This window comes from Mesorhizobium sp. P160219 (assembly GCF_057786095.1).
Map to the genome: position 1 here is coordinate 5,755,419 of NZ_JBYNWG010000001.1, position 22,493 is coordinate 5,777,911.

At 60.8% G+C, this 22,493-nt stretch carries 24 protein-coding genes; 7 read left to right on the forward strand and 17 right to left on the reverse strand.

Translation table 11 applies throughout. The features are described 5' to 3' along the window. Positions 1-270: 270 nt before the first annotated feature. A complete protein-coding gene (gene gcvA, locus AC3EMP_RS27780; RefSeq protein WP_352594876.1) occupies positions 271-1,281 on the forward strand; it encodes a transcriptional regulator GcvA in 1,011 nt (336 codons plus the stop codon). A 6-nt stretch (positions 1,282-1,287) separates the two neighbouring features. Here the strand turns inward: gcvA and AC3EMP_RS27785 are convergent, their stop codons facing one another. The 8 genes from AC3EMP_RS27785 to AC3EMP_RS27820 all read right to left on the reverse strand — a co-directional run bounded on the left by AC3EMP_RS27785 (position 1,288) and on the right by AC3EMP_RS27820 (position 10,264). Further along, a complete protein-coding gene (locus AC3EMP_RS27785) occupies positions 1,288-2,148 on the reverse strand; it encodes an NADPH-dependent oxidoreductase (RefSeq protein WP_023727406.1) in 861 nt (286 codons plus the stop codon). 51 nt (positions 2,149-2,199) lie between these two features. Continuing rightward, a complete protein-coding gene (locus AC3EMP_RS27790; protein WP_023727407.1) occupies positions 2,200-3,294 on the reverse strand; it encodes an LLM class flavin-dependent oxidoreductase in 1,095 nt (364 codons plus the stop codon). Between the two features lie 74 nt (positions 3,295-3,368). Next, positions 3,369-4,724 (reverse strand): LLM class flavin-dependent oxidoreductase, encoded by a 1,356-nt coding sequence (locus AC3EMP_RS27795; RefSeq protein WP_023830925.1) that lies wholly within the window; start codon positions 4,722-4,724, stop codon positions 3,369-3,371. Further along, positions 4,721-5,902, reverse strand: coding sequence for an acyl-CoA dehydrogenase family protein (locus tag AC3EMP_RS27800; protein ID WP_352712155.1), 1,182 nt, complete (start codon positions 5,900-5,902; stop codon positions 4,721-4,723). The genes AC3EMP_RS27795 and AC3EMP_RS27800 overlap by 4 nt, the downstream gene beginning before the upstream one ends. 4 nt (positions 5,903-5,906) lie before the next feature. Then, positions 5,907-6,248: a DUF3088 domain-containing protein gene (locus AC3EMP_RS27805; RefSeq protein WP_023670853.1), complete on the reverse strand. Its 342-nt coding sequence runs from the start codon at positions 6,246-6,248 to the stop codon at positions 5,907-5,909. A 10-nt stretch (positions 6,249-6,258) separates the two neighbouring features. Continuing rightward, positions 6,259-7,614 (reverse strand): LLM class flavin-dependent oxidoreductase, encoded by a 1,356-nt coding sequence (locus tag AC3EMP_RS27810; RefSeq protein ID WP_352594870.1) that lies wholly within the window; start codon positions 7,612-7,614, stop codon positions 6,259-6,261. 13 nt (positions 7,615-7,627) lie between these two features. Then, positions 7,628-8,803, reverse strand: coding sequence for an acyl-CoA dehydrogenase family protein (locus AC3EMP_RS27815; protein WP_023670851.1), 1,176 nt, complete (start codon positions 8,801-8,803; stop codon positions 7,628-7,630). Positions 8,804-8,824: 21 nt separating this feature from the next. Beyond that, positions 8,825-10,264, reverse strand: a complete 1,440-nt coding sequence (locus AC3EMP_RS27820; protein WP_352497537.1) for an NAD(P)-binding domain-containing protein — start codon at positions 10,262-10,264, stop codon at positions 8,825-8,827. A 309-nt stretch (positions 10,265-10,573) separates the two neighbouring features. Between AC3EMP_RS27820 and AC3EMP_RS27825 the strand changes: the two genes are divergently transcribed. Then, positions 10,574-10,888 carry a hypothetical protein gene (locus AC3EMP_RS27825; RefSeq protein ID WP_031251556.1) on the forward strand — a complete coding sequence of 105 codons (315 nt, stop codon included), beginning with the start codon at positions 10,574-10,576 and terminating at the stop codon, positions 10,886-10,888. Between the two features lie 605 nt (positions 10,889-11,493). Beyond that, positions 11,494-12,195: a GNAT family N-acetyltransferase gene (locus AC3EMP_RS27830; RefSeq protein ID WP_352712153.1), complete on the forward strand. Its 702-nt coding sequence runs from the start codon at positions 11,494-11,496 to the stop codon at positions 12,193-12,195. Here the strand turns inward: AC3EMP_RS27830 and AC3EMP_RS27835 are convergent. Beyond that, positions 12,192-12,851 carry an outer membrane protein gene (locus tag AC3EMP_RS27835; RefSeq protein WP_352712151.1) on the reverse strand — a complete coding sequence of 220 codons (660 nt, stop codon included), beginning with the start codon at positions 12,849-12,851 and terminating at the stop codon, positions 12,192-12,194. The two genes, AC3EMP_RS27830 and AC3EMP_RS27835, sit on opposite strands and share 4 nt — an antisense overlap. 264 nt (positions 12,852-13,115) lie before the next feature. Next, positions 13,116-13,499, reverse strand: coding sequence for a lysozyme inhibitor LprI family protein (locus tag AC3EMP_RS27840; protein WP_352842978.1), 384 nt, complete (start codon positions 13,497-13,499; stop codon positions 13,116-13,118). Between AC3EMP_RS27840 and AC3EMP_RS27845 the strand changes: the two genes are divergently transcribed. Further along, entirely contained in the window at positions 13,416-13,676 is a 261-nt protein-coding gene (locus AC3EMP_RS27845) for a hypothetical protein (protein ID WP_352712176.1), read from the forward strand. The two genes, AC3EMP_RS27840 and AC3EMP_RS27845, sit on opposite strands and share 84 nt — an antisense overlap. A gap of 95 nt (positions 13,677-13,771) precedes the next feature. Next, the gene (locus AC3EMP_RS27850; RefSeq protein ID WP_352712149.1) at positions 13,772-14,209 is read left to right on the forward strand and encodes a Ros/MucR family transcriptional regulator; all 438 of its coding nucleotides are present in this window, start codon (positions 13,772-13,774) and stop codon (positions 14,207-14,209) included. Between the two features lie 461 nt (positions 14,210-14,670). On the opposite strand, the gene AC3EMP_RS27855 is transcribed toward AC3EMP_RS27850, so the two are convergent. The 4 genes from AC3EMP_RS27855 to AC3EMP_RS27870 all read right to left on the reverse strand — a co-directional run bounded on the left by AC3EMP_RS27855 (position 14,671) and on the right by AC3EMP_RS27870 (position 17,706). After that, a complete protein-coding gene (locus tag AC3EMP_RS27855) occupies positions 14,671-15,402 on the reverse strand; it encodes a hypothetical protein (protein ID WP_352712147.1) in 732 nt (243 codons plus the stop codon). Positions 15,403-16,583: 1,181 nt separating this feature from the next. Continuing rightward, positions 16,584-16,805, reverse strand: a complete 222-nt coding sequence (locus AC3EMP_RS27860; protein ID WP_352544967.1) for a DUF768 domain-containing protein — start codon at positions 16,803-16,805, stop codon at positions 16,584-16,586. Between the two features lie 367 nt (positions 16,806-17,172). Next, positions 17,173-17,364: a hypothetical protein gene (locus AC3EMP_RS27865; protein ID WP_352544966.1), complete on the reverse strand. Its 192-nt coding sequence runs from the start codon at positions 17,362-17,364 to the stop codon at positions 17,173-17,175. Between the two features lie 132 nt (positions 17,365-17,496). Further along, positions 17,497-17,706, reverse strand: a complete 210-nt coding sequence (locus AC3EMP_RS27870; RefSeq protein WP_352712146.1) for a hypothetical protein — start codon at positions 17,704-17,706, stop codon at positions 17,497-17,499. An 89-nt stretch (positions 17,707-17,795) separates the two neighbouring features. Here AC3EMP_RS27870 and AC3EMP_RS27875 point away from each other — a divergent pair, with 89 nt between their 5' ends. Beyond that, on the forward strand, positions 17,796-18,167 hold the full coding sequence (locus AC3EMP_RS27875) for a hypothetical protein (RefSeq protein ID WP_488494699.1): 372 nt from the start codon (positions 17,796-17,798) through the stop codon (positions 18,165-18,167). A gap of 1,083 nt (positions 18,168-19,250) precedes the next feature. Here AC3EMP_RS27875 and AC3EMP_RS27880 read toward each other — a convergent pair. Together AC3EMP_RS27880 and AC3EMP_RS27885 are read right to left on the reverse strand one after the other, a co-directional pair. Further along, positions 19,251-20,006: a Crp/Fnr family transcriptional regulator gene (locus AC3EMP_RS27880; protein ID WP_352712145.1), complete on the reverse strand. Its 756-nt coding sequence runs from the start codon at positions 20,004-20,006 to the stop codon at positions 19,251-19,253. Positions 20,007-20,770: 764 nt separating this feature from the next. Then, positions 20,771-21,022, reverse strand: a complete 252-nt coding sequence (locus AC3EMP_RS27885; RefSeq protein ID WP_352842982.1) for a glycosyl hydrolase 108 family protein — start codon at positions 21,020-21,022, stop codon at positions 20,771-20,773. Between AC3EMP_RS27885 and AC3EMP_RS27890 the strand changes: the two genes are divergently transcribed. Next, positions 20,965-21,237 (forward strand): hypothetical protein, encoded by a 273-nt coding sequence (locus tag AC3EMP_RS27890; protein WP_023708226.1) that lies wholly within the window; start codon positions 20,965-20,967, stop codon positions 21,235-21,237. The genes AC3EMP_RS27885 and AC3EMP_RS27890 overlap by 58 nt on opposite strands. A gap of 668 nt (positions 21,238-21,905) precedes the next feature. Here AC3EMP_RS27890 and AC3EMP_RS27895 read toward each other — a convergent pair. Continuing rightward, positions 21,906-22,280, reverse strand: coding sequence for a VanZ family protein (locus AC3EMP_RS27895; RefSeq protein WP_352712143.1), 375 nt, complete (start codon positions 22,278-22,280; stop codon positions 21,906-21,908). Positions 22,281-22,493 lie beyond the last annotated feature (213 nt).

Genomic DNA, 22,493 nt, shown 5'->3' on the forward strand with positions numbered 1-22,493 from the left:
ATCCCTGCCGTCGCGCAAAACCGGAAGAATGATTTTCTATCGTCGGCCGAAAGCGCCGCTTTGCACGACTGGTTCATTCCAGGCCTGCGAAGCCGACCGACACCCAAATCGGTGCTGCCCGTCTTATTTCTACAAGAATAGTAGACATTGCGATTTTTTAGATTTCCGTTCCCGCTGGCGCGACGCTGCGGCAAACGAAATTTTCCGCCGCGCGCTTTGGCGCAAAGCCCGCCCTCGTCGCGCCGGGTCCGAACGTGTTGAATGCGCCTCATGGTTGATGTCATTCGCGCCAAACCGAGGAAGCTACGACCGACGCTGGCGAGACTTCCGCCGCTGACCTCGCTTCGCGCCTTTGTCGCAACCGCCCGCCATCTGAGCTTTACGCGAGCGGCGGAAGAACTCCATGTCACGCCCGCCGCCATCGGCCAGCAGATCCGCCAGCTGGAGGATCACCTGGGGCAACCGCTGTTCCAGCGCAACCGGGGCGAGCTTTTGCTGACCTCGGCCGGTCAGGCGCTGATGCCCGGGCTCACCGAGGCTTTCGACGTCGTTGTCGAATCGGTCGCGCGTATTTCCGGCGACGAGGAGGATGCGCCGATCAAGGTGTCGGTCGCGCCCTCCTTCGCCAGCAAATGGCTGATCCCGCGCCTCGACGCGCTGCGTGAGGCGGTGCCCGGACTCGAAGTACTGGTCGATGCATCGACAAGGCTTGCCGACTTTGCCAGCGAAGATATCGACTGTGTCATCCGCTACGGCTCGGGCGCCTATAGCGGCCTCATCACGGAACGGCTGTTCTCGGAAGCGGTGCTGCCTGTCTGCAGCCCCGAATTTGCCCGCACGCACGGCCTCTTCCGTGGACCGGAAGGGCTGCGTAACGCGCCGATCCTGCATGAGGACGGGCCGGAGCGCGATCCAAGTTGCCCCGACTGGAAGGGCTGGCTGCGATCCAACGGCCTGTCCGGCCGCCTTGTCGACGGCGGCATACGGCTTAGCCAGTCCTCGCTGGTACTCGACGCCGCGGTTGCCGGCAAGGGCATCGGTCTCGGCAAATTCCGACTGGCCGAGCCTGACCTTGCGGCAGGGCGGCTGGTCAGCCCTTTCGGCTCGCCGCAGCCGGTCGAGTTTTCCTATTACTTCGCGACGACGCCACACAAGGCGAAGCTCGCGACCGTCGAGCGCTTCCATGGCTGGCTGAAGGCTGAGGCGCGAAGGGTTGGCGCACTCGACTTCACACCGCCGGCAGCACTGCCGGCGCGCATCGCCATCGTTGCCGCCGAATAGCCTTGGCTATTTAAGCTTGAAGCCCAGCGCCTTGAGCGCATCACCCAGGCGATCACGGCCTTTCAGCGCCGCAGTGCTGCCGATGCGGTTCGACATCAGTTCGGTCCAGTCGACAACGGGCATCGACTGCTCTTGCTGAAAGGTGCGAAGCGTCAGGTTGTACGCTGCGAGATCGTCCTGATCGAAGCCTGACTGATAGCGCTCGCGATGCAGCACAACACGCTGCGGCAGTCTGGGCTTGATGTCGGTCGCAGCCAGGAGATCGGGACAGCCAACGGTCAGGCCGAACACCGCCACGGTTTCCGGCGGCAGGCCGAGCTCTTGCGCCACGGCCTCAGGATGATTGCGCATGGCGCCGATGTAGCAGGAGCCGAGCCCGAGCGCATCGATTGCCACCACGGCATTCTGCGCGGCAAGTGCTGCGTCGATCACGGCCAGCAGAAAACTCTCATGATAATCGAGCCCCTCGCCCGCCCGGCTGTTTGCCTCGGCAATGGCGCGCAGCCGTGACAGGTCGGCCAGCCAAACCAGCAGCAACGGCGCCTGCTCGATATGGCGATTGACCGCCGCCAGTCCGGCAAGCCGCGCCTTGCGCGCCGGATCCTCGACGGCGATGACGCTCCACGCCTGCAGATTGGACGAGGTCGGCGCCGACTGGGCGGCAGCGATGATCAGTTCGAGCGTCCCTTCGGGCAGAGGCCTGGCGAGATAGTTGCGGACCGAGCGATGTGAAAGGATCGCCTCGAGGGCTTCGTTCCAGTTTGCAGTGTTCGCCTCTTGCGGCGCCCGGTAACGCCGCCTTAGTGCTGCTTCACCGCGCAGGTCGGCGTCGGAAGGGCGGATGCTGAAAGCGGCTGGCTGTGGCATTGTCGTCCCTATTTGGCGATCTGGCTCGTTCGGTGTTCTGACAACCCCACGTCATTCAACAAACGCGGCTTGGACCCTATTGCGCAATAGCGGGAGCAACTGGTCGCCTTGCCGCTTGATCTCGGAAAGATACGGCGTGTCCGAGAGCACGAAATGCGTGATGCCCAGATCCCGGTACTTGCCGAGCGAACTGGCCACGTCGGCGGCCGAGCCGACCAGCCAGGTGGTGCCGGCGCCGCCGCCGCCATATTTGCCCGGCGCAGTGTAGAGATTGTCGTCCAGCACCTCGCCGCGCGTGTGCAGATCGAGCAGACGCTGCTGGCCTACCGCTACCGCCCGACCATGATCATTCCAGCCGGCGCCCTGGCCCTTTGCCATTTCGGCGACCTTCGCCTCGGCGTCCGCCCAGGCCTGCCCGGTGGTGTCGCGGACCAGCGTGGTGACCCGCAACCCGAATTGTAGAGGCGGGAGGTCCCGGTCAAGTTCCCGGCTCAAGGCCTTGAGCCGCTCGATCCGCTCCCGGACGCCGTCGAGCGGCTCGCCCCAGAACAGCTGGACATCGGCCTCGCTGGCCGAGACGCGCTCGGCCGCCTCCGACGCGCCGCCGAAATAGAGCCTGGGATGGCGACGGTTTCCACGGACAGGGATGCGGGGCATGACGGTAGACCCGGTGACCTTGAAGTGCTCGCCGGCAAAGGTGACGTTCTCTTCGGTCCAAAGTCTGCGAACCAGCCGCATGAACTCTCTGGTGCGGGCATAGCGATGGTTCTGCTCGCCTTCGCTGTCGCCATAGGCAGCGAGGTTGTCCTTGCCCGACACTATGTTGATACGCACGCGACCGCGGGTCAGCTGGTCGAGCGTGGCGACCGCGGATGCGAAGTGCGCTGGCCGCCAGTAACCCGGGCGGATCGCGATGAGCGGCTCGAAGGAGGTGGTCCGCGCGGCGAGCGCGGCGGCGACGGTAAACGTGTCGGGCCGACCCCAGCCGGTACCGATCAGCGCGCCCTTCCAGCCGTGTTCCTCAAGCGCCTTTGCGTGGCTGGTCAGCGTCTCAAGGCTGTTGTGGTCCTCGACGGCCGGCTCGCCGCGGTGACCGGGATCGACCTGATTCGGGATGTACCAGAGAAATTCGGGATCAGCGCTCATTGTCGGGCCTGTATTTTTGTCGGGCGTGGAGGTCAATGGCGGTACCTTCCGCGCCGTTATCGTTTGATGATCGTTCAATGGGTGGCCCCGAGCAACCCTGACGCCTTGTGTGGCTGCGGCGCGAAACGGCTTTCAGGCCTGATAAGGCCGAGATGGTCGCGCAGCGTGCGCCCTTCATAGTCGCTGCGAAACAGGCCGCGCCGGCGCAGGATCGGCACGACCGTATCGACAAAGACTTCCAGCCCGGTCGGCAGCACGTCAGGCATCAGGTTGAAGCCATCGGCGGCGCCGGCGACAAACCATCTTTCGATATCGTCGGCGATCTGCTCCGGCGTGCCGACAACGGTGCGGTGGCCGGTACTGCCGTTGAGCGCCCGGATCAGTTGGCGAACGGTGAAATCGTTGTTGCGGGCAAGTGCCAGCGTGGCCTTGAAGAAGGTGTGGCCGCCGTTGGGCGGCAGCGGGATGACGTCAGGCAGCTTCTCGTCGAGCCTCAGCCGCTCGCGGTCGATGCCGAGCACGCCCGACAGCCGCGTCAGGCTGTAGTCGAGCGGGATGCGGTCCCACAGTTCTTCCTGCCGCCGCTCCGCTTCCGCCTCGGTGCTGCCGATGATGGTGGCCAGACCGGCGAGGTTGAGCGGCACGCCGCCGCTTCTGCCATAGGCGACAGCCCGGGCCTTCAGCTCCTTTGCGTAGGCGAGCGCCTCCTCGAACGATTGCGACGCGGAAAACACCGCTTCGGCGTGGCGCGCGGCGAGCTCCTTGCCGTCATCGGAACCGCCGGCCTGGATGACCACCGGATGCCCTTGCGGCGAGCGCGGCACATTGTGCGGCCCATGCACCGAAAAATGCGCGCCCTCGTGCTCGATGGCGTGAACCTTGGCGGCATCGACGAAGCGCCCACTGGCGACGTCGCCGATGAAGGCATCGTCCTCCCAGCTGTCCCACAGCGCCTTGACTATTTCGGTGAATTCGGCGGCCCGCTCGTAGCGCCGGCCATGATCTATCGCGCCGGTCAGGCCGAAATTGCGGGCCGAGGCGGGATCGGCCGTGGTCACGATGTTCCAGCCGATGCGCCCGCCGCTGACATGGTCGAGCGTCGCGAAACGACGGGCGATGTTGTAGGGCTCGTTGAAGCTGGTCGATGCCGTCGCAATCAGGCCGATGCGCTCGGTCGCGGCGGCTATCGTCGCCAGCACGATGGTCGGTTCCAGCGATGTAATCGGCCGATAGTCGATGCGATCCGAAATTGCCGCCTGATCGGCAAGGAATATAGCGTCGAGCTTGGCGCGCTCGGCGATCTTCGCCACCTGCACATAGTGGTCGACGGTGAAGGCGGCATAGGGGTCGACCCCGTCCATCCGCCATGCCGCCGGCGAGAAGCCGGCGTGCAGGATGTTGACATTGAGGTGGAGCTGTCGGCCGCTCATCGAAAGACGCCGGGCTCGGGATAGGCGCCAGTCAGATACCAGGTGCCGACGGTGCGGGCCTTGTATTCGGCGGGGTTGTGCAAGGTGTGGATGCGCGCATTGCGCCAGAAACGGTCGAAGCCGTATTTGCGCACCGCCGAGCGCGCGCCCATCACCTCGAAGATCTCGGCGGTGACTTCGAGCGCGACATTGCCGGCCAGCACGTTGGCCGCGGCAACTGCAACCGCCGCTTCCCCGCGCTCTTGCTCGGTCAACGCCTTGCCGCGCGCGATCGCATGATCGATCGCCGCCGCAGCGCGATCAGCCAGCACCGTTGCCGCCCGCGTCTTGACCCAGAGCTCGCCATATTGCCGCTTGATCCATGGATCGTCGATGTGGCGCTCGACGCCGGAATACATCCACGGTCGCGAGCTGTTGAGCGTGTAGTCGCGTGCCGCTAGCAGTGCGCCCTGGGCGGTACCGATGAAGACATTGAGCAGCACGCTTTGCTGCTGCAGCGGGCCGATGGTGCGGATCGGCAGCGACGCGTCTACCCAGCCGCGCACCAGTTCGTTGTCATGGATCCTAACATCCTTGTAGGAGACCTTGCCACTGCCGGTTTGCGTCTGGCCGATGCCGTCCCAGTCGTCGAGAATGGTGATGCCCTCACGATCCGCCGGGATGGCCGCGAACTTCCGCTCGCCGCTGACCTCGTCTTCCCAGGAGGTCGAAAGATAGTCGGCGACATGCGAGCCGGAGGCGAAGGGCTTGAAGCCGCTGACGATCGTCCACTCGCCATCCTTGCGGCCGAACAGCGTCTTGGAAAAGCTGTTGCCGGTGTTGCCCCAGAACCAGTCGCCCGCAGCCGAACGCCGCAGCAGATCGGCTGAGCGCGGTTCGTCCGAATTGAGCCTTGCGGCGATCAGCGCGCTGAAATGGTAGCCGTAGATGTGGCCGATCGAGCCGTCGACCTTGGCGAACTCGCGGCCGATCTTCAGCGCCGTCGAATAGGGTTCGCCGGCGCCGCCGAATTCCTTGGGAATGACGATACTGAGCAGGCCGCTCTCCTTGAGCAGGCGGATCTGTTCGACGGGCCTGCCGCCAAGCTGGTCGCGCTCGACCGCGTCGCGGGCAAAGATGTCGCGCAGCTCGACCGCCTTGGCGATCCATGGATTGGAGGTATCGGGATCGAAGCTCATCAGGTCACTCATGCAGATGCGGGAAGCCGTGGCGCTCGGCAAGCAGCGCAAGAATGCGCCTTGTGTCGTCGGCAAAGACCTTGCCCTTGGCGGTCGGTAGGTCGGCTGGCGGATCACTGCCGACGACCAGCACCGGCAGCGACTGGTGGCGTTCGCCGAGCGCATCGATCACCTTACCCCTCGGCCTTGCGAACGGCACGCGCTCGACGTCCAGCCTGGCAGCAAGATCGGGAAAGGCTGCGAGCAGCCCTTCGACCTTGTTGGAATAGGGGCAGACGAAGGTCTGGCCCGGATGCTTTGGGTCGGCGAAACCCGGCTGGATGAGAAAGAGCGTGTCGCGCGCCATCGGCTCATTCCTATTCCGCCGCCGCCGCGGCATGCCGCGAAAAACGGTTTGCCGGCCGCTTCAGGCCGAGATTGTCGCGCAAGGTGCTGCCCTCATACTCCCGACGGAACAGGCCACGGTGGCGCAGTTCCGGCACCACCAACTCGATGAAATCCTTCAAGCCGCCGGGCATGATCGGTGCCATGATGTTGAAGCCGTCGGCGCCGTAATTCTCAAAGCGCTCTTCCATCGTGTCGGCGATCTGTTGTGGCGTGCCGACCACCTGCCAGTGGCCGCGAGCGCCGGCGATGCGCAAATAGAGCTGCCGGATCGTCAGCTTCTCGCGCCGCGCCAGATCGATGACCAGCGCCTGCCGGCTCTTGCCGGCATTGGTCTCCGGCAGTTCCGGCACCGGCCCGTCGAGCGGATAGGCGGTCAGATCGAAGCCGCCGGCCAGCGCCGAGACCAGACCGAGGCCCACTTCCGGCTGGATGAGATCCTGCAGCTGTTCGAACTTTTCCTGCGCCTCGGCTTCGCTGCGGCCGACGACCGGAAAGATGCCTGGCAGGATTTTCAGATCATCCTCTGAACGGCCGTACTTACCGAGCCTGCCCTTGACGTCGGCATAGAAGGCGGTGGCTTCATCGAGCGTGATCTGCGCGGCGAAAATCGCTTCCGCGGTGCGCGCCGCCAGCTCCTTGCCGGGGCCGGACGCACCCGCCTGGACGACGACCGGATGGCCTTGCGGCGTGCGCGGCGTGTTCAGCGGACCGCGCACCTCGAAGTGCTGGCCCTTGTGGTTCAGCACATGCAGCTTCTCCTTGTCGAAATAGCGCCCGCTCACTTTGTCGCGCGGGAAGGCATCATCCTCCCAGCTGTCCCACAGCCCAAGCACGACATCGGCGAATTCCTCGGCGCGATCGTAGCGGTCGCCGTGCTGGATATGCGTATTGTGGCCGAAATTGAATGCCGCATCCGGATCGGACGAGGTGACGAGGTTCCAGCCGGCGCGCCCGCCGCTCAGATGGTCGAGCGACGCGAACTGGCGGGCCAGATTGTAGGGATCGGAATAGCTGGTCGAAGCCGTGGCGATCAGGCCGATGTTGGTGGTCACCGCCGACAGCGCCGACAGCAGCGTGATGGGCTCGAACGGATAGACGCCGCTATGCGCCTTGCGGCTGGCAGCCTCGAGATTGCTCAGCCGCGCCGCGACGCCATCGGCAAAGAAGATCGCATCGAATTTGGCCGCTTCCGCGAGCCTGGCCAGTTCGACATAGTCGCCGAGGCTGGTCCCCTCGGCCGCCTGTGGATGGCGCCATGCCGCCACATGGTGGCCGGTGAAGAGAAGAAACGCTCCAAGCTTGAGCTTGTCCTTGCGCCTGGCCATTTTCCGCGCCTCCTCAGCGATACAACCCGCCGACCGGGAATTCCCCGGTCAGCAACCAGGTGCCGATGGTGCGCTTCTTGTATTCGGCCGGGTTGTGCAGCGTGTGCGTGCGCACATTGCGCCAGAACCTGTCATAGCCATTGGCCTTGGTGGCCGAGCGGGCGCCCATCACCTCGAAAACCTCGCTCGATGCGTCGAGACCGATTTGCCCGGCATAGACATTGGCGGTGGCAAGGTCGATCGCCGTCTGTCCGCGCTGCTCCAGGGTCAAGGCCTCGCCCTTGCCATAGGCGGCATCGAGGCTGCGCGCCGCCACATCGGCGAGTTCGGCGGCAGCCAGCGTGCGGATATAGAGATCGCCATATTTGCGCTGAACGAACGGATCGTCGGTGTGGTTCTCATAGCCGGAATAGACCCAGGGTCGCGATTGCGAGACCGTATAGTCGCGGCCTTCGCTCAGCGCTCCTTGCGCGCTGCCGACGAAGAGGTTGAGCAGGACCGCCTGCTGGAAGAGTGAAATCAGCGTCTGGAACGGCGTCAGCGGCACGGCGGGCGAGCCGATCAGTTCGTCATCACCGATATGCACATCCTTGAACGTGACTTTACCGGAACCCGTCTGCCGCTGGCCGACGCCATCCCAGTCATCCTCGATGACGATACCTTCACGATCGGCCGGGATCGCAGCTGCCAGGCGGTCCTGGCCGTCTTCCCATGCCACCTGGATATAGTCGGCGATGTGCGAGCCGGAAGAGAACGGCCGGAAGCCGTTCAGGATCCAGCCCGAGCCGTTGCGCCTGGCCGTAGAGGTCTTCGACATGGCGTTGCCGGAATTGCCCCAGACCCAGTTCTCGCGGGCCGAGCGTGTCAGCAGTTGGTCCTTCTGCGCGTCCGTACCGCGAAACAACACGCCGTTGAGCGGCAGATGATGGTAGCCGTAGAGATGGGCTAGCGAACCATCGGTGCGGGCAAATTCGCGCACGACGCGCAGCACCGACAGCCAGGGCGCGCCCTTGCCGCCATAGTTTTTGGGAATCTGCGCCGACGGCAGTCCACTTTCCTTGAGCAGGCGGATCTGCTCGACCGGTCGTCCACCGGCCTTGTCGCGCGCCACCGCATCGCGATCGAAGATGGTGCGCAGCTCGACCGCCGTGGCGACGAACGGGTCGGAAAGGTCAGGGCTGAAGGTCATGCGTTTGTCCATGGAATGCGTCTATTCCGCCGCAATGGTCTGTGCCGGCCGCCAGACGGCAGAGGCGTAGGCCTCCTCCCCGAACTCGGCCGGATGGCTGCCGGTGATGCGGCTCTCATGGCTGTCGAGATCGGCAAGGAAGAGATCGCGGCTGATGCGGGCGACGACAGCCGGCACGTCGCGCCTGATCGACGGAACATCGCCTATCGGCAGGCCGAAACTGACGAAGCCGCCTGGATTGAAGACGTGGATGTTCCTCAGGAACGGCGCCTCCCCCAGCGCTTTCTCGAGGAATTCATGGCCGAGGCCGAGATAGGGATGGGCGCCGAAAAATTCATCCAGTTCGCCTTCCGCCGGCGCGTATTGGTCACGCCACAGCCGGATCGAGGCGGCGAAATCGCTAAATTCCGGCTTGCGCGTCGGGTCGGCGAAATAGCCGGTGCCGGCGATGACGAAGTCGAAAGCGAACGTCTCGGCGCCGATGTCGGTGACGACCTTGCCGCCGTCGATATCCGCATTCGTCCAGGGGGCACCGAGATGCAGGTGGAAATTCTTGTGCCGCACTACCCGCTCCACGGCATCGGGCGGTGGCGTCGAACCGGCCTCGCGGAAGCGCAGTGCCTGGCGCCAGCGCACCGGATCGGGCAAGCGCGGATAGTTGTCATAGGCGCCGGGATAACCCCGCACGCGGTTGATCGGCACGCTGGCGATACTGGTGCGCCGCGCGAACAGGCGCACCGATTGCGCGCCGGCCTCAAGGGCTGTCCCCGCCGCATCGAATGCCGAAGCCGCCGACCCGACGACAGCGACCGCTTTGCCCTTGAGCGAGGCAAAATCGATTGCCGCAGAACTGTGTGCGACAAAGCCCTGGGGCAGAGCAGCGAGCACCGCCGGTATCATTGGACCGCCGCTGCCCCCAAAGCCATTGGCCAGAATGATCTTCCGCGCCGTTTCGATCAATGGCGTGCCGCCGGCATCGAGGTGGAGGCGAAGATACCCGTCAGCCGGCTCGATGCGAAGGAGACGCGTGCCGTAGCGAATGCCAATGCCGAGAAAGTCGCGATACCATTTCAGGTAGTTCGCCCAATCCGTCCGCGCGATGCGGTCGAAGCCGGCATAGGCTTCGGCACCATGGCGCGCTTCGTACCAGGACTGAAAGCTCAGGCCCGGCAGGCCGAGTTCCGGTCCCGGCAGGCCCTTTGGTGTTCGCAGCCGGTTCATCCGCGCATGCGTGAGCCAGATGCCGGCCTTGCCCTCATCCGGCGCCGCATCGATGACCGTGACCTTGCCGATGCCGGCCCGCCTCAACGCGAAGGCGAAGGTCGCGCCCGTCTGCCCGCCGCCAACGACAAAGACATTGTGGTCGATGCCCTCCCGATCCGGCACCCAATTTTGCGGATCGGGACCGATCAGTCGAAGTGTTTCGCGGGCGTCGTGATCTGGATCGGACGGTAAGGCCATTTCGGTCCTGGCTGAAGTTCAAGCGTTACACCAAACTCCGCCCCGGTCGGCAAACAGTCCAGAAATGTCTGCTTTGATTGCCCGGTAGTTTTTTTCACTTGCATCCAACGGCACAATCGGAGCGTCACCGGGCTGCTGCCGGATATTCGGCACCACCTGCAATCCGTGATGACAAGCGAACAATTGGCGCGCAGGGCTGACATAATCTGAACGCTCGGTTGCCCGCGTCGGATTCCGCTGCAATTCTTGCCCGTTGAAAGGAGTACGCTGCGTTTCCGACACTTCACCAAGTAGGGGTCGAGCCCACGTGTGGAAAAACGCGTCATGCACCCGAAAGGAGACCTCGAGGACTTCGATTGGTGGCGGCTCTCACCACGCCTTGAGCTGCACCGGCGTCAAGTACACGGCGCCGTCGCGGTCGCGATTGAGATCTATTTCAAAGCACGACCGATGGAAAACGATGCGGTTGGGGACATTACCGATTACCATTCTCATGATTTCCTCAGCCTTTACCTGTCCGGGCTGGGTAAGAGAATTCTGTCGGAATTGGCTGCCAGATCCGCACAGATCAACCGAACTGGCAAGCGCATTTTGAGACTGCGGCCGAGTTCAGAACCCGCCTAATTGCACGTCGTTGCCGCCGATTGCCGCAGGCATCCTTGCAGGGTATTTCGAACCCAGGGGGCTTGGGCTAGGTGTGACAGTGCCATCAACGAGACGGAGAAAATTGACGAACGGGCCCCAAAACCATTTTGCCCAGAAGCCATAGATTTACCCGATAACGCTCAACTCAAACTCAAATAATTAGGCGTAAGGTATTGATATATAATAAACTGGTGGTGGTGGCAGTCACGTGCGAACCAGTCTCTGGTCGATTTCCCTGTTAGGCGCTGAAAAACAGCGAATTTCAGGTGTTTTTGAAATCTTGGGCCAATATGCACGGAAATCCCAGCGCAGTTTCAATGCGTTAAGTGAAATTTCCCTAACCGAACTAACAGGGAAATCGTTGAGGCTAGCACGGAACTCTCTGGTCGCTGTGGCCCAGGCCGCACGAATTTATTCGAACACCGTGCCTCCCCGAAGCCCACCACTTAGCCAGTCAGTGGGATCTGCGGGCTTGATCCGTTGTGTCTTGCCCGAACCCGCGAGGATGAGAAGACAGATGCATCGCTTATCTTGGTTTTCTGGAGTAGACGACACTTAGATCCAGATTTCGCGAGAAGTTGATAATGCCTAAAATGCGTCAGGCAGGACCTCGGTTGGGTGCGCCGATATCACCCTTCGGTCCAAAGCCGATCCTGGTTGATCGAGCTGGCGAGATGTGTCGCCTGCGCACCTTCAGACCAAGCGAAGTCGACGAACGCTCTGCGAAATGGCTCCTCGACCCGGCCGTCGCCGCCGGTTTGAACATGCCGGCTTCGATCGGGATTGATGCCTTTCGGTCCTATGTCGCAAGCTTCGACAACTTCAGCCGAAATCTGATGGCAGTTCGCACATTGGACAACGAAGCCATCGGTCTTGTCATGGTTGACATCGATATGCGGCACCGGCTTGGATCGCTGCACTTGATCATTGGAGAGAAGGAAGAACGCCGGCTGCAAATTTCCATCGAGGCCATCACCCTCGCTGTTTGGCATCTGTTCATGGAACGCAAGCTGGAGAAGCTGACTTTTGAGCCACTCGCCCGCAATCGCGCCGCGGTGGCAGGTTGCCGATTTGGCATGCTGAGGCAGGAGGCAGAGCTGCTCTCGCACAGGCTCGATGCCAAAAGCGGTCAGAGGCTCGACCAGCTGATCTTTGCTGTGACGCTGGCCGAATTCAAACAGAGACTGAAGGCTGTCTCCAAGCTGCCGGTTTTTCAGGGACCGGGATTGCCGCGCAATTTCGTGCGCGACACAGCTGCTTCCGTCGGCCGTCCGCGAAATCGCTAGAAGCGATAGGCGATGCCGAAATTCAACGTTCCAAATGATGGTTTGAAAGCCACTGGCGGACCTCCGTCTCCGCCGACATCGACCTTCCCGAACAGATATTGACTATACTCTGTCTTGAAAGACCAGTTGGGTGCGAAGGCATATTCCACGCCGGCACCGAAGGCCCCGCCAACACGGGTCTTGCGAATGGTATCCGTGCCACCGAGAAATCCGTTGAATGCCGATGAGGCTTCAACCCGCGTCACTGCCACACCGGCGGTTCCGTAGAGCAGGATTTGATCGGAAGCCAGATAGCCCGCTCTGGCGCGAGCCGAAGCGACCCAGTCCAAATCATAACCGTAGGAATCGGTTTTGCCGCCAAAAACCGGATCGGCGTGTGTGACCGACTGATTGTTGAATCCCAGGAAATCTAAGTTTGCGACCGCGCCATAGACGAACTGCCCATGCTGCCAGTCGTGGCCTACGTAGATCCCGCCAACAAAAGCGTCGTCGTTGAACTGCGATCCGGTTGCGAGCGCATCGCCTTCGAACCCAGGTGTCGAAAACCCGGCCCCGATTTCCGCCCCAGCGTAGAAGCCTGTCCAATTGGTGTCCTCGGCATACGCCGGCGCGGCCAAACCAGCGAGAGCAACCGATGCGTAGAGAATCTTGATCATGAATTTCTGCCCCATCCATCTCAAGAGTAGAGCGCATCCCTTTGAAAGGCTGTAGCAAAATAGTCACGCATCAAAAAAACTGGGTTGCCGGAGTTTCGCACGGGAGGTTGGCGCCTGGCCACCGGCGGCCTGACTATCATGGACCAGCTTCATCGGTGACGACCTCGAAGTGGGTACGCGCGCAAGGGTTGTTACTTCGGGCCAACGGACCATTCCCAGCCCGGAGTCTTGCGGCGCTCGATCTGCGACGAACGCATTACTTTATCAATCGTTGACCGGCACTGATATGTCGATGCCCTTCATTAGCTGAAAGCGGCCGTCATATGACTGATTGATACAGGAACTATCTCCACCACATGAGTTTCGGTGCTGGAGCCATTTGCGTTGGTCGGCCAGCAAGGCCTTACGCCCCTTCATGTTGTTGAAGCCCCGAATGTACAAATAGATCGCGTTCATCGCGCGATCCTTCGCCCACAGGTGGTCTTCGGAGCACACGGCCTTCTCCGTCAAAGTGGTTGCCTTCGAGCAGTCGAAACTCGGACTCCCAACACCGGTCGGCTGTCGATGATCTGCCATGAACGAGATGGTTTGCAGGCAGACGAGGAGAGCGCCTCGGCTCCTTATCGTCGATTTCACCTCATCGAGCATAGGCGTCCACAAGCCTATCCAATTTTCTTGGCCGGCAACACGGTTGCCTTCATCAACTGCGTGCCTGACGGCCCGATCAATGACGTCTGGCGTCGCACTGGTTCTGCATGGAGCACCGCGGCGAAGGCGAGCGATACCTATAAGCACGTCAATATCGCTATTTCATACGGTGACTAAGCGTGGAATTTGGCCACTTCACCGCAGGCACATGTGAGCTTGCGCACCTAGAGTTGGTTCCGTTAGCGAGGTCCCATAGACAAGGGATCCAACACATGACCGACGAAGACAACCATGCTGTCGAACTGGCGGAACTTACAGCGGACGTCGTTTCCGCATACGTGGCCAATAACCCACTACCGGTCGCCAACTTGCCCGACCTGATTGCATCTGTGCACGCTTCATTGTCAGGTTTGAGTAGCCAGATCGCACCGGCTGCGAAAGAGCTTGTGCCTGCCGTAAGTCCGAAAAAGTCTGTGTTCCCGGATCACATAATCAGCCTGGAAGACGGCCGGAAATTCAAGTCTATGAAACGCCACCTTGGCCTACTTGGCATGACTCCCGACGAATACCGGGAGAAGTGGGGCTTGTCTCACGACTACCCGATGGTCGCGCCGAACTACGCCGCGAAGCGATCGGCCCTTGCGAAGGCGTCTGGTCTAGGTCGGAAGGCCGAGGTTAAGGCGCCGGCGGAACGGGCGAAGAAGGCGTAGTCTGAACCCCACCTGACGCAACGTCAAGAATCAGCTATCGATTGAGTTGCGGCGGACCTGATTTTGAGGCGGAAGCGCTGGCGGCTGCCATCGTCGCAACGATCGACCAGATGCGATTGCGCGTGATGGTGAAACCACCGTCCCCTAGTATTAAATAGGGGCGGAGAAAGGGAAGCTCGCTAGGTCGCGCGACGGTGGGCTCGCACCGACCGGCGAGGTGGTGCGAGCCCGGCCGAGTCTTGCGGGACCTCGACCAGCAGCGATCACCCACTCGCTGCCGTTCTATCAACAAGCCCCCAAATTTCAGGTTCCGCTAATGTACAAAAAGCCGGTGAACGGAGCATGGCTCATCGCTGCGTAACGCATTTCCCTGAGTGGTTCCGTCGAGCCACCAAAAGCCGCCGGGGGTGTAACCCGGCGGCTTGAACGTTCGGCTAGCATCGCTTCAGCTGTGACGGGTCTTAAAGTGTTGGCTCAGGAGCCTGTTTGGCAGCCATCTCGTCGATCTTCTCGGCAAGCACGCCGTTGGCCCATTCGGTGACCTCGGCGTCGACCGGCTTGTTGGCCATCTCGGCGAGCGCGTCATCCAGCGATGGGACGGCGGCAACAGCATCGGCCGCCGCTATATTGGCGGCATCGAGCGCCGCCTGCGCTGCATCGATCTGCTCCTGAGTCGGGACTTGGTCGGCCGGAGTATTCGGGTCGTTCAATTTGGCGTTCAACGCGTCGACTTCGGCTTGGGCGGCATCTACCGCGGCTTGGGCGCTCTTTGCGGCCGCCGACGCTGTCACATAAGCCTGAACGCCCGCGAATTTCTTGCTCTTGGAGTTCATATAAGCGTTGATGTTGCGCTGCAGCGAGTTCAGCCGGCCAAGCTTGGCGTGGATGTTCTTGTCCTTGGGCGTCGCGGCGACCTCAATGTCGTCGACGGCGACCTGGTCGTCGGTCGAGGCCTTCTTTCCGGCGTGAGCCGATGCCGACTTGCCGTGCGAAGCGCTGTTGCCGGACTTCCCGCCGCTGTTGCCGGACTTGCCGCTATTGCCGTGACCACCGCCATTGCCGTGACCACCGCCATTGCCGTGACCACCGCCATTGCCGTGACCACCACCGTTTCCGCCCGCGCCAGCGAAAGCAGGAGCGGTCACTAGTGCAAGCGCGGCAAGCGCTGCCAACAGCGTTTTTCGGGACGTCATGGTACCTCCTCAGGCGAATAGTCACCTCGCCGATCGGACCTTGGTCGGACGATGCACAACAGCGGAATGCTTGCGGCATTTCGGTGTATGGCATCACATAACTGAGCATTGCTAGACAACTCGCCGGGCGAAGACCCCAACTACCTCGAGCCCGGCGAGCCTTACCCCTGATCAGAGTACGCGATCAGGACCGGGGATCAGCCGGCGAAAGATGTGGGTGCAATATGGGTGCCAAACTATCGTCCCAAATTGGGACCATGCGGCAAGCTGCGCTTAGGTCTCATAAAAGGCTCAGGCGTTGGCTCGGAAATGGCGATCGCTGGTTAGATCGCTTCCTTCGTTGGTTTGTATGTTTCGCTGGCACCGGCGGGAGTGCGCATATGTTCGCGAGCCGGCGTGGACGCCCCACCCCCCACCCGGTCAGGCCCAGCAGCCACCCGCTGCAAAGTCCCCCCGCAACCAGCTGCTGGGCCGCTCATGGACCGCGCTACTTGCGATGATCCAGTCCACCAAGCCAGCCTCGATCCGCTCGCACCCAGTGAAGTCGTGCACCAGGGCCTCGGCTAAATCGCGCAATCGAGACCCAGGCGGACCCGTTTCGCTTACTAGGCCTTGAATGGAGAACGTCGGCCTTGGAGCGCGGAGACGGCAACAGTAGCCGGATCGGCATCGTCCCAACCTTGCGCCATGTCGTTGCGATACGTTTACGAAGGCGCTTCAGCAGTTCGCGTGAGGCTCGGATGGCCCTGCGCGATTGATCCATGTCCCGGCGAAATGTGGCGGGTTCCGCCAGGACTTCTGGCGCATCAGCAAGGTGGCCGTAGTGGCCGCTCGAGCGATATCTACGGGCTTTGCTACCAACCAACCCGCACCTTCAGTGATGCCGGGCCGCTGCTATCCTCGCTCATGTTCTGTCATCGCAATGAAGGACGACATCTTCGAGCACCCGTAGCACACCTGTCGCATGGACAAAGCTGTAGGCGTTTACAGGTGCCCGGGGAATCCGCCGTTTGTCTGCGTCGTGGAGCGGGACAAAGCAAGTTTCCTCACTCAGGCCGCCTACCGTGAAGCGGGGCACAAGCCCGACTTCGACGCATTGCCGTGGGAAGCTGACTACAGGGCTGCCAAACAAAGGAAGACCTGTTCTATCGCTGTATCTCGCCCTTAGCAGCGCGACATGATCAGTTTGCCAGGTGGTCGTTGCGACGGACAATCGCGTTGAGGATCGCTTCGTAGGCGCTGCCGACGTCTTCCTCGATCTCCGTGGATTTGATGCCGAGCGCTTTAGCATCGGCGAAAAGCTCTTGGGTCAGCTCGGCAATGGAGATTATACCGGCACCGACGGTATTGGGGACCTTGTTCGAAATCCACTTCTGCAGAAAGTTTGCGCCGCGCGTGCTCATGAGCAGATAAGCGCGCGGCGTTTATTAGGTTCCGGTCATCTAAGCTCTTACGCGATCACACCATAACCACCTCATGACAAATCAGCATGTGTGTCCGCGGCGGGCCTGTTCCGCTTGTGGCCGGCGCCTACCCACCCGGGTTCCCCAACCATGGCGTCGGCCATTTTCGTTCTCCCAGCGATTATAGGAATTGCAATCGCCTATGTGTTGGCCTTGGTTGGCGCGATCGGGTTAGATCGCCTCCTTCTTTGGTTTTAGCGGATTACCAGCATATGTCGGCAATGCAGGAGATCGGCAATCTCTGGTTCAAGCACATCCATCGGCCATCACCGTCGCGGCCCTGAGGGTACCCAGCCGCAGGAGTGCCCTAAAGCCGCACAACCCTGTCGAGATGGAGGCGTATGCGCTGGCCTTCCGCGAAGGACAGCGCGAACGATTCCAGGGCGAATGAGCGTGTAATCTCCTGGTCAGTTTCAATGATGCGGACGACCCATTCGCCACTCGCTCCGACCACTTGCACGCAAGGCGCGACCTTCCAGATTGGCACCACGTTGCCCATCACGTCCTCCTACGAAAAGCAATGGCAAGTCGACTTACGACCGTCGTAGCCGGTAGATCAATAACAATTGCTTGTTCGGATCGGACGAACCATCCTGGATGGGCAACACGACGGGGGCTAATGCCACTTCGGTCAGGCAAACCCTCCGGGGAACCTCCCGTGAGATAGCCTCTGCTTCAGGTCGTTGGCATTCAGGATGGCGGCCAGCTCTTCGGCATAATCCATGTCGGGAAGGTCGACAGATGGGTGGCCCGCTACAATAGCCGGCTGGCCGGTGAACACGTCGAACACTGTCCACGTCCCATCCGGTTCCCGCCTTACCTCGTACCGCAGAGTTGCCATGAGGGGATCATATAGGTCGCCGTTAGAGGTGGGAATATTCGGTCCACGGAGGCTCGGGACGCAGAGCGGTGATTTTGCCGCTTTGAAGATTGCCGATCTTCGTCGACAGAGATCAATCTGAGATCGAACTCTATGGGATGGAAGCGGCGAACGCCGGAGCGCACTGCGCTTTGGAGGCTCATTTCGACGGTCGACCAGATGACTACCGCTTTTGGTGCGATTTCTTTCACCAACTGAGAGACCAAACTGACGGAACTTTTGCGCAGCATCGTGTTCGGTCGAGCATGACTAGAATAGCCGACCTTGGACCGCCTATCCCCGGCAAGCCACACCAACCGCAGGACCGGGGCGATCGATTTCACGCATGCCCGATCTGCGGTCAGCAGGTCGACAAACGCGATTTCCGCCAAGTGATGTGGCACGAGCAACCAGATCACGATCCGCTTGAACTGGATCAGTGAGGCAGGAACAACTTGGCAGCTTCAGGGCCACGACACACTAGGAAGGAAAGCGCGGGCCGGACCCTTTGCCGCCGGCCGGCAGCGGTAAGGCATCCTCACCGAGCACTGCGGTGGACCAACTTTTCCATTTACTCGTTGTTCCTAAAACAAAGGAAAAGCCCGCCGACCGAGGCCAGCGGGCTTGTGTTGCAGGGCACTCGTTGGGTTATAGGGGCTCAGGCGGCAAGACAATAACACTAGGTAACCCTCCCGCCGTCACCGCGCTGAGACGCCCACGTTTGGTCAGTACCGGCTTCCTGTATTCTTTCTTCACTGCATTCCCTCTCTAGTGTGAATTCGGCAAAACGCCTTGGGCCTAAAGGTTCCTCACTCATCGGTGCAGGTTGATGGCGTGCACACAGCCGTTACGGCCGAGAGCTTCGCGCGCTTCTTCAATTCAGGCTTCTGATAAGGCTTCTTCATGCAGGATCCCCACGTTTGTCCCTCAACGCGAAAAATGCAGTGAGGCCGCCACGATTGTCAAACAGAGGCGCCGAGGTCGCGGTAACTCACATTTAGGTGTTGCTCTTGCGCAATACCTAAAGCGGCAAACGAAAGAAGTCGCTCGGTTTTCAATAGCTAGGCGCTCTTGCCCATGGAACAAACAGACTCAGCGCGAGTTTGAATGCGACGATGAGCAAAGATTACGCAATAGAATCATGCCTTTGTATCGAAATGGCACGGTCGCTCCGATCATGTCTGGCGGAAGAGCGAGCGCTCATGCATCATTTCCGGGAGGAACTCACCTCGGTACGGAGTGACAGTATTTACTCCCGCCAGGAACGCATCAGATCCGAACAGCAAAAAGCCCCTGCCGTGGGGCTAGGGCTTGATGGGATGGCCCGCGCCTGCTTCCGAGGCTGCGCGGGCCGACCATGACAAGTGAGGGGCGCATCTTGGTCACCGGCACGGACCACTGAAGAACGAGCCGATTGTGGCCAAACAGCCTCAGAGCGAGAATGTTCCCGCCTGACGCAAAAACACCCGTGGCTCAGCCGGCGGGCTCTTTTGCAGGGGCACTGTGCACGGGCGCGGCGTCTTCCGTCAATGCAGTTTGCCGACTAGCCGAGCGTATTCGGCTTCAGCCCTGCCATATGACCCATCAGCCAGCGCAATTAGTCGCGCGCGATCAAGAATGACTACCTCTCCTCGCGTTGAGCGTATCAGACCTTGGCCCTCCAAGGTTTGCAGCGCTATGGTGACGCCGGGCCGCCTGACACCGAGCATAACTGACAAGAACTCGTGCGTAATCGCAAAGCTGTTCCCGTCGACGCGATCATCGCACATCACCAGCCATCTTGAGAGCCTGTCGACGATGTTCATCCGGGCATTGCTGAGCGCGGTGAAGCTTGCCTGGAGGTGAAAGTAGTGAACGTAGCGGAGCAGAAAACTTCGCAGGGTGGGGCTTGTCAAAAGCGCCTTGGTGAAGAGGCCCGCGTCGATAACAAAGGCTCGGGCCTCTAATTGGACGTAACAATCGTGCGTTGATCGGTCATCGCCCATGACGAGCGCTGAGCCGGTCATGCCCTCACAACCAATGATTCCGATCTCAGCTTCGATACCAGGCCGCAGCTCGCCCACCACTGACCCGAGACCGCTCTCGAAGAAGTACACGGTGCTGATTGGTGACCCCGCCACTTCGAGATGCGTCTTCAGCCCAAGGGAGACGCTTTCGAAATGAGGTTGCAGCAATGCCAAGTCTGCCGAGCACATTCGAAGCAGCAGCGAATTGCGATAGATCGAATTTTGGCCGGTGTCGCGTTGCGCGGCAGTGTGAGTTTGTGAACTGGAGGCTGTCATAGCTCCCTCTCCCTATTGGGGGCGGAAGCATGTTGATCGCTCACAGCCGACGGACGCCCTTGGAGTTGCCGTCGATGGCACATTCTATGCCTGCGGACCGCGGATGTCCCATTCTTAATTTAATTGCATTGATCGGCCCGAGCCAACCTTTGGCGCGCCCGCGCTAAGACGGCGTTCAGATGCTCCAGGAATTCGTCATCACTTTTCGTTGACAAACCGCGTTGTCGAACGCGAGTGACAATGCGCTCCTGGAGTGAAACCGCTGTCTCATAGTGGTCCACGATCAGCTGATATGAAGCGTTCACTGGGTCGGATTCAAAGAGCTGAGCCATCGTGGCAATGTAGTTCCAAGATGATGAGAGTCGATGCGGCCGCTGCTTTGCGTAACAATCGTACAATGTGCTCAAGAATGTGCGGCTACCGGATCTAGACGGCCTATCCGGAGGTGGTGTGGAATTCTGCTGACTCAGCAGCACGGATAGAACTCGTGATCTGCCACGCAGCTCGCGCCAGATAGACGAATAGGGCGTAACTAGCGACGCGAGCGCCGCCGCTGCGATGCAGTGGGCGCCATGCGCCGAGGCCCATCAAGTTCCACCGGGTCACCTCGGCAGTGGCCGCCTCACCCCGGTCATGTCGTCGCTGAGGGATTTCACCGCGTCTTCAGCCTTGGCAAAACGCTGCACCAGCTTGTCGGTCTTGGCGTACATCTTCGATCGGCTGGCGGCTGGGCGCTGCGTGGATTGCTCGTAAGAGAGCGCGGCTCAAGCATCGCTGTCGTTTAATGTCGCGCCGGATCTCGGTTGCGTCTCGCTGAACGCCCTCCATGGACGCCCCTTCATCGTTGGGCCACCAGGGTCTTTCTTGTTGTCTGAATAGCCGCCTTCGCGCGTGAGAACCTTGGCAGGCGCTTTCTTTTCGCGCGAAATTGCCACCGTTTTAAAGCGGGAGGGTCGGGATGCAGGTTTTCGATGACATCGAGGCGCTGCTGGATGCGGGTGAAGCCTCGACGGCACTTAAGGAAGTGCGGGCGCTGGTGCATCAATTTGGGCGCGGGTCCAGTGTCTTGGCGGGCGCGATCGACGACCTCATTATCGACCTGTCGACGCTATCATTCGTCGCCGATGCTTACGGAGACCGTATCGCAGAGGCGGCGAGCATGCTGGCTCGAAAAAGACTATTGAAGATCAAGTTGCTCGCGCCTCGTCAGAGCGTCGAAGCGGTCAGCTAGAGATTGGTGGTCGCTACCAGAAACGTGTCGACCTGCTCAGTGCTCCGAGCGCATCGAAACCTCTCGCCATCATCGGTTCCGTACGGACGAAAGAGCCGCCTGACCCTGCGACCAGATGAAAGCTTGGACTTGCGGCAGACCGCAAGCAAGCAGTTGGAGCTTGAATTGCCGACACACTCTCAGGAACCGTTACCGGGATCGCACTCCATTGGTCGTCGGCCCAGATCCGGCGCGCCTCGCTTAAGGTGCCGGTCGAATATGGCCAGCTTCTCTTCGTAGCCGAGCCGCACTCTGGACCTGCAGCTATCGCATTTGAAACCGGCAATCGTTTTCAGCCAGGATCCCCTTCTCACCATAGGGCGTGAACAGGAGGGGCATTGGAATTCTAAAGGTACGTCGCGCAGTTCATTTGATAGAGGCACTGTGCATGTTCTCCTCAGCGGCACGGCCACTGCAACAAAGTAGAAGGAGAAATGTTTCCGGCTACGGCCATTTGCGCGAAAGAATCGGACCTAAGTCTAAAATGGTGAGCGGCCCTGAAACCTATTCGCCTTGCTATTGACCTTTGCGTCGGAATTGAATGGCAAAAGCGAGGGTTCGAAAGGCGCCCCGGCGTGAGGCTGGCAAGTGGGGCCAAGACGGCGGCGGTAAGGCGGAGCCTGTGGCGATCAAATAACCGGTTCGCCTAGAATCTCCTTTACCCAGCTCATAGTTCTCAGCCCGTATGCCATGCCGGCGCAGTCGGCAAACCAGTCGAAGACACTCATGTCACGCCCTGTGACGCATTGAAGGATTTCGATCGCTGCGCCCGTTAAAGCAAGTAGAACCGCCAGCCGGACCACCTGTTGGGGCCAGCCGAGGCTACCCAAAGCCGACAAGGTGGCGAACGCGGCGGCGTGGTTGAGCTTGTCGTGATGAGACGTAAAGGCCAATCCGAGGGCGTGCAGCAGGTGGTCTGGCAATAGGGCGAGCAACAGGACGACTGCCAACGTGGGGAGAAAGGCAGCCCTTGCCATGCTCTGATAAAAGGTCGACTGCGGCAATCTATTCGTAGCACTCCCGGTTCCTAGTTCTCGCTTCCCCGACCGACGCACTGGGCAGAGTCAAACCTGCATCTGAGCTAAGAGCGCGAACAACTGGCATGCTTAACAGGTCTCCTGATGTCATCAGCAAGTTCCATGAAACAGCCTATGTCACTCTGGGGGGTTCCATAGGGCGCTGCGAATGTCGCCCTCCATTGTGATGAGGCCGAGGGA

Excerpts from the sequence above, each read along its gene's own strand:
- gcvA (WP_352594876.1), top strand. The coding sequence starts at position 271 with ATGGTTGATGTCATTCGCGCCAAACCGAGGAAGCTACGACCGACGCTG.
- AC3EMP_RS27785 (WP_023727406.1), bottom strand. The coding sequence starts at position 2,148 with ATGCCACAGCCAGCCGCTTTCAGCATCCGCCCTTCCGACGCCGACCTG.
- AC3EMP_RS27790 (WP_023727407.1), bottom strand. The coding sequence starts at position 3,294 with ATGAGCGCTGATCCCGAATTTCTCTGGTACATCCCGAATCAGGTCGAT.
- AC3EMP_RS27795 (WP_023830925.1), bottom strand. The coding sequence starts at position 4,724 with ATGAGCGGCCGACAGCTCCACCTCAATGTCAACATCCTGCACGCCGGC.
- AC3EMP_RS27800 (WP_352712155.1), bottom strand. The coding sequence starts at position 5,902 with ATGAGCTTCGATCCCGATACCTCCAATCCATGGATCGCCAAGGCGGTC.
- AC3EMP_RS27805 (WP_023670853.1), bottom strand. The coding sequence starts at position 6,248 with ATGGCGCGCGACACGCTCTTTCTCATCCAGCCGGGTTTCGCCGACCCA.
- AC3EMP_RS27810 (WP_352594870.1), bottom strand. The coding sequence starts at position 7,614 with ATGGCCAGGCGCAAGGACAAGCTCAAGCTTGGAGCGTTTCTTCTCTTC.
- AC3EMP_RS27815 (WP_023670851.1), bottom strand. The coding sequence starts at position 8,803 with ATGACCTTCAGCCCTGACCTTTCCGACCCGTTCGTCGCCACGGCGGTC.
- AC3EMP_RS27820 (WP_352497537.1), bottom strand. The coding sequence starts at position 10,264 with ATGGCCTTACCGTCCGATCCAGATCACGACGCCCGCGAAACACTTCGA.
- AC3EMP_RS27830 (WP_352712153.1), top strand. The coding sequence starts at position 11,494 with ATGCCTAAAATGCGTCAGGCAGGACCTCGGTTGGGTGCGCCGATATCA.
- AC3EMP_RS27835 (WP_352712151.1), bottom strand. The coding sequence starts at position 12,851 with ATGATCAAGATTCTCTACGCATCGGTTGCTCTCGCTGGTTTGGCCGCG.
- AC3EMP_RS27845 (WP_352712176.1), top strand. The coding sequence starts at position 13,416 with ATGATCTGCCATGAACGAGATGGTTTGCAGGCAGACGAGGAGAGCGCC.
- AC3EMP_RS27840 (WP_352842978.1), bottom strand. The coding sequence starts at position 13,499 with ATGCTCGATGAGGTGAAATCGACGATAAGGAGCCGAGGCGCTCTCCTC.
- AC3EMP_RS27850 (WP_352712149.1), top strand. The coding sequence starts at position 13,772 with ATGACCGACGAAGACAACCATGCTGTCGAACTGGCGGAACTTACAGCG.
- AC3EMP_RS27855 (WP_352712147.1), bottom strand. The coding sequence starts at position 15,402 with ATGACGTCCCGAAAAACGCTGTTGGCAGCGCTTGCCGCGCTTGCACTA.
- AC3EMP_RS27860 (WP_352544967.1), bottom strand. The coding sequence starts at position 16,805 with ATGAGCACGCGCGGCGCAAACTTTCTGCAGAAGTGGATTTCGAACAAG.
- AC3EMP_RS27865 (WP_352544966.1), bottom strand. The coding sequence starts at position 17,364 with ATGGGCAACGTGGTGCCAATCTGGAAGGTCGCGCCTTGCGTGCAAGTG.
- AC3EMP_RS27870 (WP_352712146.1), bottom strand. The coding sequence starts at position 17,706 with ATGGCAACTCTGCGGTACGAGGTAAGGCGGGAACCGGATGGGACGTGG.
- AC3EMP_RS27880 (WP_352712145.1), bottom strand. The coding sequence starts at position 20,006 with ATGACAGCCTCCAGTTCACAAACTCACACTGCCGCGCAACGCGACACC.
- AC3EMP_RS27890 (WP_023708226.1), top strand. The coding sequence starts at position 20,965 with ATGCAGGTTTTCGATGACATCGAGGCGCTGCTGGATGCGGGTGAAGCC.